We start from the raw sequence: 12,869 nt of genomic DNA, 5'->3' as shown, positions 1-12,869 counted from the left end.
AATAAGATATGAACTTACTCTTCCTCGGCACCTCCGCCGGTGTGCCCACCAAACAACGCAACGTCTCTGCCATCGCCTTGCAAGAGAGCAAGGGCAAGGGCTGGTATCTGGTCGATTGCGGGGAGGGCACTCAGCACCAGGTGTTGCACACCAGGCTGTCGTTTCATTCGCTGAAGGCCATTTTGATTACCCACGTGCACGGCGACCACTGCTACGGGCTGCCGGGCATTCTGGCCAGTGCGGCCATGGGTGGGCGCACGGCGCCGCTGACCCTTGTGGCACCCAAGGGAGTCCAAACCTGGCTGGAAGCCACCTGTGCAGTGACCCAGCTCTGCCTGCCCTTCGCGCTGGAGTTCATCTGCGCCGATGACCTGCCCAGCATCGAGTTCGAGAACATGGCGGTGGATACGTGTGCGCTTTCCCATCGCGTGCCGTGCTACGCCTATACGTTCACCGAGCGCAACGTGGAGGCCGCCCTGGATGTGGATAAATTGGATCGGCACGGCATTCCCAGAGGGCCGTTGTGGGGGCAGTTGAAGCAGGGGAGGGAGGTAGCGTTTGAGGGCAAGCAACTGCGCAGCCAGGATTACCTGCTGTTCAAGCACGCCGCCAGAAAAGTGGTGATTGCCGGGGACAACGACCAGCCCGAGCTGTTGGCGCAAGCCTGCACCGGGGCGCAGGTGCTGGTGCACGAAGCCACTTACACCGAAGCGATGGCCGAGAAAGCCGGTGAGGTAGGGCATAGCTACGGCAGGCAGGTGGCGGCGTTTGCCGAGCAGGTCGGCTTGCCCCACCTGGTGCTGACCCACTTCAGCCCCCGCTACCCGCTCATTTCCCATACCGTGCCTTCCATCGCGGACATCCAACGCGAGGCACAAAGCGTTTACTCAGGCGCGCTCTTCCTGGCGCAGGACTTTAGCGAGTACCACCTGGATAAAGCGGGCCATGTCACCGAGCAGACCAGTGAACCGCCTTGTTAAGCGTTGAGCGGTGGTGAGTTTGGCGTTGGACTTGGCGGTGCGGTCTCGGCATAGTGCTGTGCAGATACGTACGACTTAAGTCGCCGGTGAACAGGCGGGCGTACCCTAGCATTCCACTTTGAAAGGCCATGACCAGCATGTCTGAGCAAGACAGTATCTATGAAAGCATCGCGTCGCGCATGAACGGGTTTCTGTACCGCTGCCGCAACGATGAGCACTACACCATGCTGAACCTGAGCGGCAGGGTTCAGGAGCTGACCGGCTATGCCATCGACGATTTGATCGACAACCGCCTGCAATCCTACGTGGCGTTGATCTACGCTGAGGATGCGCCAGGGCTGGATCAGGCCATCGAGCGCGCCATCGACGCTGACAAGAACTGGCAAGCCGATTATCGGGTGCGCTGTAAAGATGGCCGCCTGCGCTGGGTGAGCGAGTACGGCGGTGCCGTGAAAGATGACGAGGGCAACGTCATCTACCTGGAAGGGGTGGTCACCGACATCCAGCAGCGGCGGCAAAGCGAGGAGCAGCTGAGTGCCATCAGCCGAGACATTGCCACCGAAACCGAGAAAATTGCCCATTCACTGAAGATGCTGCAACTGCTCAGCATCAACGCGGGGATCGAAGCGGGGCGGGCAGGCGAGGCTGGCAAAGGCTTCGCGGTGGTTGCCGAACACGTGCGCCGCCTGGCGGATGACACCAGCAGCTCGGCAAAAGTGATTACGGGATTGATGAAGCAATTGAGAGAGCTGCAGGGTTGAGAGAACGGAAGGATGAGCGGATTTTCGCACTGAAAGGGATAACGTCATGCGTAGTTTCGATCTGAGCGACGAGAGCGGCGTACTGAGAACGTCCATCGCCGTCACGCTGGTGATTGCGGGCTTGGGCATCGGCTTTGGCCTGATGTCGGGGTCGTTTTCGATTATGTTCGACGGCATCTATGCCCTGGTGGATGCCAGCATGAGCCTGCTTTCGCTGCTGGTGGTGAACCTGATTACCTCGTTCGTGTCGTCGAAAGGGCTGTCGCGCAAGCTGAGGGAGCGCTTTTCCGTGGGCTTCTGGCACCTGGAACCCATGGTGCTGGGGGTCAACGGCACGCTGCTGATTGGCGTGGCGGTGTATGCCCTGGTCAACGCCATCAGCAGCCTGCTGGAAGGCGGGCGCGAGCTGGAGTTTGGCTGGGCAATCGTTTATGCGGTGATCACCCTGGTGGCGTGTGTTTCCACCGCTATCGTGGAGGCTCGCGCCAATCGCCGTATCGGCTCTGACTTCGTGCGCCTGGACGTGCGTGGCTGGATCATGTCGGCAGGCATCACGGCGGCGCTGCTGGTGGCGTTCTCGCTGGGCTATCTGGTGCAGGGCACGTCGTGGGAGTGGGTGTCGCCCTACATCGACCCGGCGGTGCTGGCGGTGGTGTGCGTCATCATCATTCCGCTGCCGATTTCCACCGTGCGCCGCGCGCTGGCGGATATCTTCCTGGTCACCCCGAGCGCCTTGAAGCAGCATGTGGATCAGGTGGCACAGGCCTTCGTGCAACAGCACGGGTTTACCACCTACCGCGCCTATATTGCGCGGGTGGGTCGCTCCAGGGAAATCGAGCTCTATTTTATCGTCCCCGCCGATGCGCCCCCGCGCACCATTGGCGAATGGGATGCCCTGCGTAACGAGGTCAGTGACTTGCTGGGCGACGAAGGACCGCACCGCTGGCTGACGGTCGTGTTTACCGGAGACCTGGAGTGGGCGGATTGAGGCAGTGGCATGGTCATAACTGCCGGATGTTACCCTGATGAATGCCCCCAAAGGAGACACCCCATGCAGAAGGTAAGAATCGATTTGGTATCCGATGTGGCCTGCCCGTGGTGTGCGATTGGCTATCGGCGCCTGGAGCAGGCGTTGGAGGTGCTCGCTGGCGAGATCGAGGTAGAGCTGGTCTGGCAGCCTTTCGAACTGAATCGGGACATGCCGCCCGAGGGCGAGCCGATTCTGGAGCATCTGTGCCGCAAGTACGGCAAGGACGCGGCCACCATGGAACAGTCCCAGCGCGAGATCATGGCCGTCGCCGAAGCGCTTGGCCTGAATTTCCGTGGCGCGCTGGAGCGCCGAGCGAACAACACCTTCGACGCGCACCGTGTACTGGCCTGGGCCGGAACGCAGCACCAGGAAACGGCGCTGCAACTGGCGCTGTTCGAGGCTTACTTCGGCGAGGCGAAAAATCCCGCCGACCCCTTGGTGCTTCGCGAAAAAGCCATGGAGGTGGGGCTGGATGGCGACACCGCCGAGGCCATCGCTCGCTCCGATCAGTACACCGAAGAAGTGCGTGAGGCAGAGCAGCGCTTCATGGACATGGGCGTCAGTGCCGTGCCGGGCTTCATTCTCGATGGCCGCTACCTGATTTCCGGCGCCCAGCCCGCCGATGTGCTGGTCGATGCGCTGCGTCAGGTGGCCGAGGAAAACGCCAGCGGCTAATGTGTGGGAAGCGCTGCCTGAAGTATGTGGCATCGGAATCTTGTGGACGACGAAGGTCTGCGCCGCTGGCTGACCGTTGTGTTTACCGGAGTTCTGGAGTAGCCAGGTTGAGATTTCACAACCAACAATGCAACGAGTAAGGGAGTCATGATGCCAAGGATGCAAATGCGCCCGCTGATGGCCAGCTTGTTGGCGCTCTTGGGGCTATGGATGGCGCTACGTCCATTACCGGATGCCGCCGTTTCTCTGTCGATCGCTCTGGCTGGTCAAGAGGACATTTCTTCAAGCGTATTGATGGCTCAGTTTGTGCATTTTTTTAGCAATACTCTGATCGGACTGAGCCTTATTCTGTGGCGTGAGGCATTGAGCCGATGGCTGGTGCCGCAAGGGTCAGGTGTATTGGTAAGCCCCCGAGCCTGCATGGCGGTGGGGACAGCGCTCATGGGTATTTATTTTGTCGCTGCTGGCACGGTGCTGTTGGGGGAGTTTCTCGCGCAACATCGGCCAAACGCTAGCGCTTACTTATTAGGGCGTGGGGGGACCTCCGTGGTCGTGGGAGCCGTTTTGCTTTTAAGCTCAGCGGGGGGCAGCCGGTTATGGGCGCTACTGTTAAAACTGCGAAGTGCCGGATGGCGGTAAGCATGTGAGCCTCTGATAGAGTCCGAAGCCTTGTCTGCTGCCTTCGCAATACACTCTCTTTCTTGTGACCAAAAGGTGGAAGTGCATCCATGAAAACCATCGGCTTGATCGGCGGCATGAGCTGGGAGTCCACCCAAACCTACTACCGCCTCGTCAACCAGCATGTGCGCACGGCGCTGGGCGGGCTGCATTCTGCCAAAGTGGTGCTGTACAGCGTGGATTTTGCCGACATCGAGGCGTTGCAGCATCAGGGTAACTGGGAGGCGACTGCCGAGATATTGGCAGCGGCGGGCAGCGCGGTGGAGGCAGCAGGGGCCGATTGTCTGGTGCTGTGTACCAACACCATGCACAAGGTTGCCGAGCCGCTGGAAGCGGCGGTCTCCATTCCGCTATTGCATATCGCCGATGCCACCGCCCGGGTGCTGCAGCGCCAGGGCATTACCTGCGTAGGTTTGCTGGGCACGCGGTTCACCATGGAGCAGGCGTTTTATATCGAGCGTTTGCAGCGCCACGGTATCGAGGTGGTGGTGCCCACCGAACCACAGCGTGAGCGCGTGCACTCGGTGATCTACCAGGAGCTGTGCCTGGGCGTGGTGAAAGCAGAGGCCAAAACCGACTACCAGGCGATCATCGAGGCGCTTGCCGAGCGTGGTGCGCAAGGGGTGATTCTAGGCTGCACCGAAATCGGCCTGCTGGTTCAACAGGCCGACACTCCCGTGCCGCTCTTCGATACGACCGAGATCCATGCAGAGCAGGCGGTGCAGTGGGCGCTGGAAAGCCGCTAGCGAGATTGGCCTTCCAGGCGCTGTGTCACTCCAAAAACGCCCGCAGCGTATCGCTGGCTTGCTCGATGGCCACCACGCCATCCAGGTGGCCTCGGCTGCCTTCCAGCGTTTCTAGCGTCACCTCAGTACCGTCGGCTTCGATCAGCTCGGCGGTGCGGCGTACGCCCTCGGGGGCGAAGACCAAGTCGTTCTCGCTATACAGCATCAATGTGGGGGCTTCGATGGCGGCCAGCCCCGCTTCCAGCGAGTCGCCGTATCCAGCCATGAAGGTCTGGTTGGCGCGCACCAGGTAGAGCAGGTGGTTGGCATCGGAAAGCGCCGCACGGGCGGCGGCGATGTCATCCAGGGTTTGTTCGATGGCATAGCGGGCGGTGATGTCCTGGGCAGGGTCGCGCGCGTCGTCGGCCCAATCGCGGTTGAACGCTTCGTTGGCCCACTGCCAGTGGTTGGCATTGAGCGTCACCAGCTTCAGCGCCTCTTTGAGCCCGTCGGTGGGCGGTTCGCCGTCGTAATAGTCGCCTTCGTTCCAGCGGGCATCCAGGCGAATCGGCGCGGCCCAGGCGCTGAGCGTGGCCAGCAGCCACGGGTCGGCCACACCGCCACCAATCACGGGAATCAACCGCTCGACCCGTTCTGGGTAAGCGCTGGCCCACTCGATGGCCTGCAAGGCACCCATGGAAGCGCCCATGACCGCATGCAGTGATTCAATGCCCTGGCTTTCCAGCAGGGCGCGCTGCACCTCGACAAAATCACGGATGGTCACGACCGGAAAATCCATGCCCCAGGGCTCGCCGGTATCGGGGTTGAGGGTGGCAGGCCCCGTGGTGATCACGTTCGGGTCGTTCGCCCCCAAATTGACCAGCGTATCGGACGAGATGATGTAGTACTCATCGGTATCCAGCGGCTTACCAGGGCCAATGATGGCATCCCAGTAGCCGGTAGCCTCACCCTCGGCCTCGTAACGGCCTGCGGCGTGGCTGGTGCCTGAGAAGAAGTGAGTAATCAGAATGGCATTATCACGCGCTTCGTTCAGCTCGCCGTAGGCTTCCCAGCCCACCGCCACCTTGGGAATCGTCTCGCCGCCCTGGGTGGTAAAGCTCTCGATCTCGAACCGCTGCTTCTCGACCACGCCATCCCAGGCCCATAAGGGCGTGGTCAGCAACAGGCCAATGCTGGTGAACGAGGCGGCTGTTACTAGCGCGAATGGTTGCTTGCGTCGCATGCGCTTTCCTTTTTTGAGGGGTTATTGTGATTGTTGTAGGGCTGCTTTCCGCAGCCACTCCCTCAGCATAGTCAGCTTTAGCCCACCTTGAACGGATTCAACCCATTGGCCTGCTGCATCATCATGCGTTTGGCAAACGGCACTCGCTCGGCGAGGTGCAGGCTGAGATCACCCAGTTGGCGGAGCGGCTTGGCCCCGGTGAAGAGGTGGTGGAAGCTATCGGTGGCGGCAATCATCGCCTGGTTGGCCAAACGCCGGTGGCACTCGAAACGGTGCAGGCTGATGTGGTCGCCAGGGTCACGGCCTTTGATGATCAGCTCGGCCAGGGTGTCGGCGTCGTGCAGGCCGATGTTCAAGCCTTGACCTGCCAGCGGGTGCACCACGTGGGCGGCGTCGCCGATCAGCGCGAGCCGTTTGCCGATGTAGCGTTTGGCGTGCTGGCGCTTGATGGGGAAACTGGCCCGTGCCATCACTCGGGTCAATTTGCCCAGCCGTTTGGGGAAGGTGGTTTCTATGGCGTGTTGCAGGGCGTCGTTGGAAAGCTGTTCGCGGGCCTTGGTGGCCTCATCGCTGTCGTACCACACCAACGAGGCGCGGTGGCCGGGCAGCGGCAGCATGGCCAGCGGGCCTTTGGGGGTAAAGTACTGCCAGCTGACATCCTGCTGGGGCAGCTCGGTCTCGACGTTGATGATCATCGCCCGCTGGTGGTAGTCGTAGCTGCTGGTGGAGATGCCTGCCAGCTCACGCAGGGTTGAACGTGCGCCATCTGCGGCCACCATCAACCGGGCGCTGAGGGTCTTGCCGTTGTCCAGCTCCAGCAGCCGATGGGTGCTGGCGGCCAGCGTACTCACCGGGGCACACTGGGTGTAGCAGGTGACGCTGGGAAGCTGCTCCAGGCGTTGCCAAAGGGCGTACTGCAGGGCGCGGTTTTCGATGAAAATACCGAAATCGTTCATGCCGCTGTCGTGGGCCGAGAACAGCGAGTGACCGCTGCCATCCAGGTTGGAGACATCGATGTGCCGGAACGGGCAGCAGCGCTCTCCCGGCAGGACCGCACCGCTGGCTTTCACGAACGCCAGCGAGCGGGCGTTGAGTGATGAAATACGCAGGTCGTAATCGCCGCTGGGGGGCGTGGGAGCGCTGGCGCGCTCGACCAGGCCAACCGACATGCCCGCCTGGCCCAGCCTGGCCGCCAGGGCCGCGCCCACCATGCCGCCACCAACAATGACAATCTCGTGATCCCACTGCATGAGAGGCTCCTTAATCCGCTATCGAGGGCACATTGCATGTGCTTATATTGTCCTACAGTATCGTTGACTTGTCGCAGTATTGCCTAGGGTGATCCATTGACGCAGGCCGTGGAAAGTGTCGAAAAACGAGAGAGCAGCGAGGTGGCCGGGGAAGCACTGGCCGCCTTTATCAGGCGCTACCCCAAACTCTGGGTGATTACCGGGGCGGGCGTCAGCACCGACAGCGGAATCCCCGATTACCGCGATGCAGATGGCCAGTGGAAGCGCCCGCCGCCGGTGCAGCACGGCGATTTCATGAGTTCCTTCGCCGTTCGCCAGCGCTACTGGGCGCGAGCGCTGGTAGGCTTCAAGGCCATGCGTGAAGCCCAGGTGAGCGGCGCGCATCGTGCGTTGGCGAAGCTCGAGGCCATGGGCCATGTGGAGCTTCTCGTCACGCAAAACGTCGACCGGCTGCACCAGCGGGCGGGCTCGAAAAAGGTGATCGATCTGCACGGCAGGGCAGACGTGGTCGCCTGCATGGCCTGTGGCTACCAGATGATGCGCCACGCCATGCACAGTGAAATGGCCCGCATGAACCCCGCCTTCGCTGCGCTGGAGGCCCGCCACGCGCCGGACGGCGATGCGGATCTGGAAACCGATTTCTCCACCTTCGAGGTGCTGGACTGCCCGCGCTGCCGGGGCATCCTCAAACCGCAGGTGGTCTACTACGGCGATGTGGTTCCTCCGGCGCGGCGCCTGGCGGCTCAGGAGGCGCTGCAACGTGCCGACGCGGTGCTGGCAGTGGGTACGTCCTTGATGGTCTATTCCGGCTACCGGTTCTGTCGCGATGCCCACGCCATGGGCTTGCCCGTGGCCTCGCTGTCGTTGGGCGTGACCCGCGCCGATGCATTGCTGACCCACCAGTGGCGCGCACCGCTGACGCCGGTATTGGAGCAGGCAGTAGCCTGCTTGCAGAACGGTTAACGCGCTTTAGATACCCAAGGGTTGCCCTCGCTCCACAGCCGCCAGGGGGCGTCGCGGTCGGCGGGCTGGGCGTAATCGATGCCCACGCGTGGGCCGCTGGCAACGGCGCTGGGTGGTTCGCCCGGTGAAATCCATAGCCCGTTCGTGGGGTCGTCGCGTTGCGTCATGTCGTGGCCGTAGAGGGCGTTGTCGATACGCAGTGCACGGGTGAGTTTGCCGGGGCCGTTGCTGAGGTTGCGCCCCGCCACGCTGCGCCATGCCCGCATGGCAGGCTCGCCGATCACCGGTTCTACCGCTCGAATCAGTACCGCGCAGGGGTTGCCTTCCGGCTGTGTCACCACGTTCAGCAGCCAGTGCATGCCGTACACCAGATACACGTAGGCGTGGCCGGGTGGGCCAAACATCGCCTCGGTGCGCGGGGTTCGGCGCCGATGGGCATGGCAGGCGGAATCTTCCGAGCCCCGGTAAGCCTCGGTTTCCACGATGCGTGCTGCCATGAGTTCGCCATCGAGCTGGCGCACCAGCAAACAGCCCAGCAAATCGCGGGCGACCTCCAGCGTATCGCGATTGTAGAAGGCCTGGGGCAGGGGCGTGAAAGCCTCTTGTTCCATCGGTAATTTAATACGGGTTAAAGCGTCTCTATGCGGCATGCTATCGCCCATTACTTGAGTAAGCTGCTAGGGTATTCTGTAGGCCATTCATTGAACAGCGGAGTTGCCCGTGCTGACTTTCGAACACCAGTTCGCCACCTTGCCAGAACCGCTCTGGGCGGCCTGCCAGCCCACGCCCGTGGCGCAACCCACCCTGATCGCATTCAACGAACCCTTGGCCGTGGCGCTAGGCATGCAAACGCGGCCCGACGATGCCACGCTGGCCCAATGGTTCAGCGGTAACCGGCTACCGCCAGGGGCCGAGCCTAGAGCGCTGGGCTATGCCGGGCATCAGTTCGGTAATTTCGTGCCTCAGTTGGGCGATGGCCGGGCGCTGCTGCTGGGGGAAGTGGTGGATCAGCAGGGCCAGCGGCAGGACGTGCAGCTCAAGGGCAGTGGCCGCACGCCGTTTTCACGGGGCGGGGATGGACGCTCGCCGCTTGGCCCGGTGCTGCGGGAATATCTGGTGAGCGAGTTCATGGCCGCCGTGGATGTGCCCACCACTCGGGCGCTGGCGGCCGTGACCACGGGGGAGCGCGTGGTACGCCAGATGGCCGAGCCGGGGGCCATCCTGACCCGCGTGGCTCGCAGCCATATCCGCGTGGGCACCTTCCAGTTTGCTGCCGTGCGTCGCGATGAAGCCGCGCTGAAAGCGCTGGCCGACCATGTGATTGCTCGCCACTACCCAGAAACGGCCAATGCTGACGATCCGTACCTTGCCCTGCTGGAAGCCGTTACCGCCCGTCAGGCGGCGCTGGTGGCACGCTGGATGAGCCTGGGCTTTATTCATGGCGTGATGAATACCGACAACTGCAGCATTGCTGGCGACACCATCGATTACGGCCCCTGCGCCTTCATGGAGCAGTTCGACCCGCAAAAGGTTTTCAGCTCCATCGATCAGGGCGGGCGCTACGCTTTTAACCACCAGCCGGGCATCGCCCAGTGGAACCTGGCCCGCTTTGCCGAAACCCTGCTGCCGCTGATGCGGGAAGAGGGCGAGGCCGTTGTAGAGCAGGCCACCGAGGTGCTTCGCGGCTTTACCGCTCGTTTTGGCGCCGAGCAGTGCCGCCTGCATGCCGACAAGCTGGGCCTTGCCCCGGAAAGCGACCGCGCCGTGGCGCTGATGGAGGCACTGGAAACCCAGATGCATCAGGGCCGCATGGACATGACCGCGACGTTCGACGCGCTGACGCACTATGCCAAAACGCTGGGTGCCCAAGCCTTGGGCACGGACACGCCAGCCCACTCCCAAAAAGAGGCGCTGCTGGCGCTGACCACTCAGCCAGATGGCTTTGCGGCTTGGCTGGCCGACTGGGAGAACGCCCAGCAAGCCAGCCGAAAGAATGAGCGCCTGGAGGCCATGCGCCGCGCCAACCCGGTGGTGATTCCCCGTAACCATCGCATTCAAGCGGTGATCGACGCGGCAACAGAAGGTGATTTCGAGCCTTTCCACACGCTGCTCGCGGCGGTCACTCAGCCCTTCGATGAATCGGAAGCCGCGCGCCAACTGGCCGCCCCTGCCACGGCCAGTGAGCAGGTGCTGCGCACTTTTTGTGGTACGTGACGGCGGCACACCCTGTGATAAACTGTGCTTTTTTACAGGTAAGGGCGGAGGCAAGGTCGGCCTGTGCGCAAAATCATTCACTGCGACTGTGACTGCTTCTATGCGGCGGTCGAGATGCGCGACAACCCCGCGCTGGCGGAGATTCCCATTGCCATTGGCGGCAGTGTGGAGCAGCGCGGGGTGGTGGCCACCTGTAACTATCCTGCCCGCGCGTTTGGCATCCACTCCGCCATGCCCATGGCTCAGGCGCTCAAACGCTGCCCCCACCTCACGGTGATTCGTGGCGATATGGCAAAGTACAAGGCCGTGGCACGCCAGGTGTTTGCCATCTATCGCGATGTCACCGAACTGATCGAGCCGCTCTCGCTGGACGAAGCCTTTCTGGACGTCTCGGACGTCACGCAGTATCACGGCAGCGCCACCCGCATGGCAGAAGCCATTCGCCAGCGGGTGAAAGAGCAAGTCGGCATTACCGTGTCGGCGGGGGTGGCACCCAACAAGTTTCTCGCCAAGATCGCCAGCGACTGGCGCAAGCCCGATGGGCTGTTTGTCATCACGCCAGACGACATCGACGCCTTCGTGCAGCAGCTGCCGGTGAAAAAGATTCATGGGGTGGGGCCGCGCACCGCTGAAAAGCTGGCCGAACTGGGGATTCAAACGGGGGCGGATCTGCGCGCCCGGCCGCTGACCGAGCTGGTGGAGCGCTTTGGTCGCTTCGGCCATCGGCTGCACGAGCTTAGCCACGGGCGAGATGAGCGACCGGTCAAGACCCACCGCGAGCGCAAGTCGATCAGCACCGAACAAACCTACTCTCGGGACTTGCCGACCCTCGACGCCTGCCGCCATGAGCTGCCTGAGCTGATCAGCGACCTGGAGCGCCGCTACGCACGCCTCGACCCGGCCCCCGCCGTGCGTGGGCTGATGGTGAAAGTGAAGTTCAACGACTTCACTCAAACCACCGTCGAACACGCCGACCCGGCGCCCGATCTGGAGCAGTTCGAAACCTTGCTGAACGTGGGCTGGGCCAGAGGTGAACGCCCCGTGCGCCTGTTGGGGGTGGGGTATCGGTTGGCGGAAGAGACGGCAGTCCAGCAGCTCTCGCTGTTTTAATTAGCAGGTTAACCCTTGGGTGGATTGACGGGTACTCAGGCTCGCGTTAAAACAGTTGTATGATAGGGCTTGCGTGATAGCCCTTATGTGACAGCCCTTATGTGATCGCCCCCGAACCGCCAGATGACCCACGAGCCCGCCATGCCTGCCGATGCCACCCAACGCCCCCGCTTAGTGTTTGCCCATGCCAACGGCTTTCCCGGCTTGAGTTACCGCAGCCTGTTAGACCCGCTGGCGGAATCGTTCGATGTTCACCCGCTGGACCGCTTGGGCCACCACCCGGATTACCCGGTGAACCACAACTGGGGCAACCTGGTAGAGGAGCTGTTGAGCTACCTGCCCGACACCGATGCACCGCTCTTGGGGGTGGGGCATTCACTGGGCGGCACGCTGATGGCCATGGCTGCCGACAAGCAGCCGGAGCGTTTTCGCGGTGTGATCATGCTCGACCCGCCGCTGATGCTGGGGCCGGACGCCTGGGCCATGAAAGCGGCCAAACGGTTTGGGTTCATGGACCGTATCACCCCTGCGGGTAAAACCAAGGGGCGGCGCACGGTGTGGCCCAGCCGTGAGGCCATGGCGACCTCGCTGCGGCGGCGAGGGCTGTTTCGTCGCTTTACCCCCGAGGCACTCAACGACTACATTGAAGCAGGCACGCGACTATTGGACGACGGCAGCGCCGAGCTGACTTTCGACCCGCGCATCGAGCTGGAGATTTTCCGCCACCTGCCGGATCACCTCTCCGGCTTGCCCCAACGGGTAGGCGTACCCGTACAGCTAGTGGCTGGGCTGGAGTCGCACTTGATGACGCCATCGCGGGTCAAGCGCATCGCCCGCCGGGGGGTGCCGGTCAGTACGGTGCCGGGCACCCATATGTTTCCCATGGAGCACCCGGAGGAGACCCGCTCGGCGATCCTGGCCGCGTGGCAGCAGTTTCAAACAGCGTCGTCATAGGGCGCTCAAGGAGTCGATATGTACCTTTCCGTACAGCTGAGCTACTACCCGCTGGCCGATGATTTCAAGCCCGTGGTGAAAGAAGTGGTCAAACGTTTGGAGGCCACCGGGTTGGAAGTACACCCCAACCGAATGAGCACTCAGGTATTCGGCGAGTTCGATGAGGTGATGGCGGCACTCGGCGAGGTGATGAAGTGGTCGTTCGAGACCCACGGCAAAGCCGTGTTTACCGCCAACTTTTTGGAAGGTGATCGGCGGCCCCGGTAAATGAAACCATCGCGCGCGT

The 12,869-nt window shown here is 62.3% G+C and carries 14 protein-coding genes; 11 read left to right on the top strand and 3 right to left on the bottom strand.

The genetic code is table 11. The annotated features are described in order from the left end of the window. The first annotated feature begins 8 nt into the window (after nt 1–8). The 6 genes from FEU76_RS08920 to FEU76_RS08895 all read left to right on the top strand — a co-directional run bounded on the left by FEU76_RS08920 (nt 9) and on the right by FEU76_RS08895 (nt 4,870). The gene (locus FEU76_RS08920; RefSeq protein WP_144982262.1) at nt 9–980 is read left to right on the top strand and encodes a ribonuclease Z; all 972 of its coding nucleotides are present in this window, start codon (nt 9–11) and stop codon (nt 978–980) included. Nucleotides 981–1,117: 137 nt separating this feature from the next. Next, the gene (locus FEU76_RS08915; RefSeq protein WP_313955438.1) at nt 1,118–1,741 is read left to right on the top strand and encodes a PAS domain-containing protein; all 624 of its coding nucleotides are present in this window, start codon (nt 1,118–1,120) and stop codon (nt 1,739–1,741) included. A gap of 46 nt (nt 1,742–1,787) precedes the next feature. Next, nucleotides 1,788–2,729, top strand: coding sequence for a cation diffusion facilitator family transporter (locus tag FEU76_RS08910; RefSeq protein ID WP_144982256.1), 942 nt, complete (start codon nt 1,788–1,790; stop codon nt 2,727–2,729). A 63-nt stretch (nt 2,730–2,792) separates the two neighbouring features. After that, the gene (locus FEU76_RS08905; RefSeq protein ID WP_144982253.1) at nt 2,793–3,446 is read left to right on the top strand and encodes a DsbA family oxidoreductase; all 654 of its coding nucleotides are present in this window, start codon (nt 2,793–2,795) and stop codon (nt 3,444–3,446) included. Between the two features lie 159 nt (nt 3,447–3,605). Then, a complete protein-coding gene (locus FEU76_RS08900; protein WP_260851384.1) occupies nt 3,606–4,085 on the top strand; it encodes a hypothetical protein in 480 nt (159 codons plus the stop codon). 89 nt (nt 4,086–4,174) lie between these two features. Continuing rightward, a complete protein-coding gene (locus FEU76_RS08895) occupies nt 4,175–4,870 on the top strand; it encodes an aspartate/glutamate racemase family protein (protein WP_144982247.1) in 696 nt (231 codons plus the stop codon). 25 nt (nt 4,871–4,895) lie between these two features. Here the strand turns inward: FEU76_RS08895 and FEU76_RS08890 are convergent, their stop codons facing one another. Together FEU76_RS08890 and FEU76_RS08885 are read right to left on the bottom strand one after the other, a co-directional pair. After that, a complete protein-coding gene (locus FEU76_RS08890) occupies nt 4,896–6,092 on the bottom strand; it encodes an E22 family MetX-like putative esterase (protein WP_144982244.1) in 1,197 nt (398 codons plus the stop codon). Nucleotides 6,093–6,169: 77 nt separating this feature from the next. Next, nucleotides 6,170–7,342, bottom strand: coding sequence for a UbiH/UbiF/VisC/COQ6 family ubiquinone biosynthesis hydroxylase (locus FEU76_RS08885; protein WP_144982241.1), 1,173 nt, complete (start codon nt 7,340–7,342; stop codon nt 6,170–6,172). A gap of 96 nt (nt 7,343–7,438) precedes the next feature. On the opposite strand from FEU76_RS08885, the gene FEU76_RS08880 reads away from it, so the two are divergent. After that, nucleotides 7,439–8,305, top strand: a complete 867-nt coding sequence (locus FEU76_RS08880) for an NAD-dependent protein deacetylase (protein ID WP_144982238.1) — start codon at nt 7,439–7,441, stop codon at nt 8,303–8,305. Here FEU76_RS08880 and FEU76_RS08875 read toward each other — a convergent pair. Then, nucleotides 8,302–8,916 (bottom strand): DNA-3-methyladenine glycosylase, encoded by a 615-nt coding sequence (locus FEU76_RS08875; protein ID WP_144982235.1) that lies wholly within the window; start codon nt 8,914–8,916, stop codon nt 8,302–8,304. The two genes, FEU76_RS08880 and FEU76_RS08875, sit on opposite strands and share 4 nt — an antisense overlap. A gap of 109 nt (nt 8,917–9,025) precedes the next feature. Here FEU76_RS08875 and FEU76_RS08870 point away from each other — a divergent pair, with 109 nt between their 5' ends. The 4 genes from FEU76_RS08870 (at nt 9,026) to FEU76_RS08855 (ending at nt 12,850) form a co-directional block, all read left to right on the top strand. After that, complete coding sequence (locus FEU76_RS08870) at nt 9,026–10,519, top strand: protein adenylyltransferase SelO (RefSeq protein ID WP_144982232.1); 1,494 nt, start codon at nt 9,026–9,028, stop codon at nt 10,517–10,519. Between the two features lie 63 nt (nt 10,520–10,582). Further along, nucleotides 10,583–11,629 (top strand): DNA polymerase IV, encoded by a 1,047-nt coding sequence (gene dinB / locus FEU76_RS08865; protein WP_096922306.1) that lies wholly within the window; start codon nt 10,583–10,585, stop codon nt 11,627–11,629. Between the two features lie 141 nt (nt 11,630–11,770). Then, nucleotides 11,771–12,583: an alpha/beta fold hydrolase gene (locus FEU76_RS08860; RefSeq protein ID WP_144982451.1), complete on the top strand. Its 813-nt coding sequence runs from the start codon at nt 11,771–11,773 to the stop codon at nt 12,581–12,583. Nucleotides 12,584–12,601: 18 nt separating this feature from the next. Further along, nucleotides 12,602–12,850, top strand: coding sequence for a YkoF family thiamine/hydroxymethylpyrimidine-binding protein (locus tag FEU76_RS08855; protein WP_016914871.1), 249 nt, complete (start codon nt 12,602–12,604; stop codon nt 12,848–12,850). Nucleotides 12,851–12,869 lie beyond the last annotated feature (19 nt).

Source organism: Halomonas sp. C22 (assembly GCF_007655045.1).
Classification (GTDB): domain Bacteria; phylum Pseudomonadota; class Gammaproteobacteria; order Pseudomonadales; family Halomonadaceae; genus Vreelandella; species Vreelandella hamiltonii.
Note: the sequence above shows the minus strand (reverse complement) of the source record. Positions and strands in the feature narration are given on the sequence as shown.

Bases quoted from the DNA above. Each gene is read 5' to 3' on its own strand.
- FEU76_RS08920 (WP_144982262.1), top strand. From the start codon at position 9: ATGAACTTACTCTTCCTCGGCACCTCCGCCGGTGTGCCCACCAAACAA.
- FEU76_RS08915 (WP_313955438.1), top strand. From the start codon at position 1,118: ATGTCTGAGCAAGACAGTATCTATGAAAGCATCGCGTCGCGCATGAAC.
- FEU76_RS08910 (WP_144982256.1), top strand. From the start codon at position 1,788: ATGCGTAGTTTCGATCTGAGCGACGAGAGCGGCGTACTGAGAACGTCC.
- FEU76_RS08905 (WP_144982253.1), top strand. From the start codon at position 2,793: ATGCAGAAGGTAAGAATCGATTTGGTATCCGATGTGGCCTGCCCGTGG.
- FEU76_RS08900 (WP_260851384.1), top strand. From the start codon at position 3,606: ATGCAAATGCGCCCGCTGATGGCCAGCTTGTTGGCGCTCTTGGGGCTA.
- FEU76_RS08895 (WP_144982247.1), top strand. From the start codon at position 4,175: ATGAAAACCATCGGCTTGATCGGCGGCATGAGCTGGGAGTCCACCCAA.
- FEU76_RS08890 (WP_144982244.1), bottom strand. From the start codon at position 6,092: ATGCGACGCAAGCAACCATTCGCGCTAGTAACAGCCGCCTCGTTCACC.
- FEU76_RS08885 (WP_144982241.1), bottom strand. From the start codon at position 7,342: ATGCAGTGGGATCACGAGATTGTCATTGTTGGTGGCGGCATGGTGGGC.
- FEU76_RS08875 (WP_144982235.1), bottom strand. From the start codon at position 8,916: ATGGAACAAGAGGCTTTCACGCCCCTGCCCCAGGCCTTCTACAATCGC.
- FEU76_RS08860 (WP_144982451.1), top strand. From the start codon at position 11,771: ATGCCTGCCGATGCCACCCAACGCCCCCGCTTAGTGTTTGCCCATGCC.
- FEU76_RS08855 (WP_016914871.1), top strand. From the start codon at position 12,602: ATGTACCTTTCCGTACAGCTGAGCTACTACCCGCTGGCCGATGATTTC.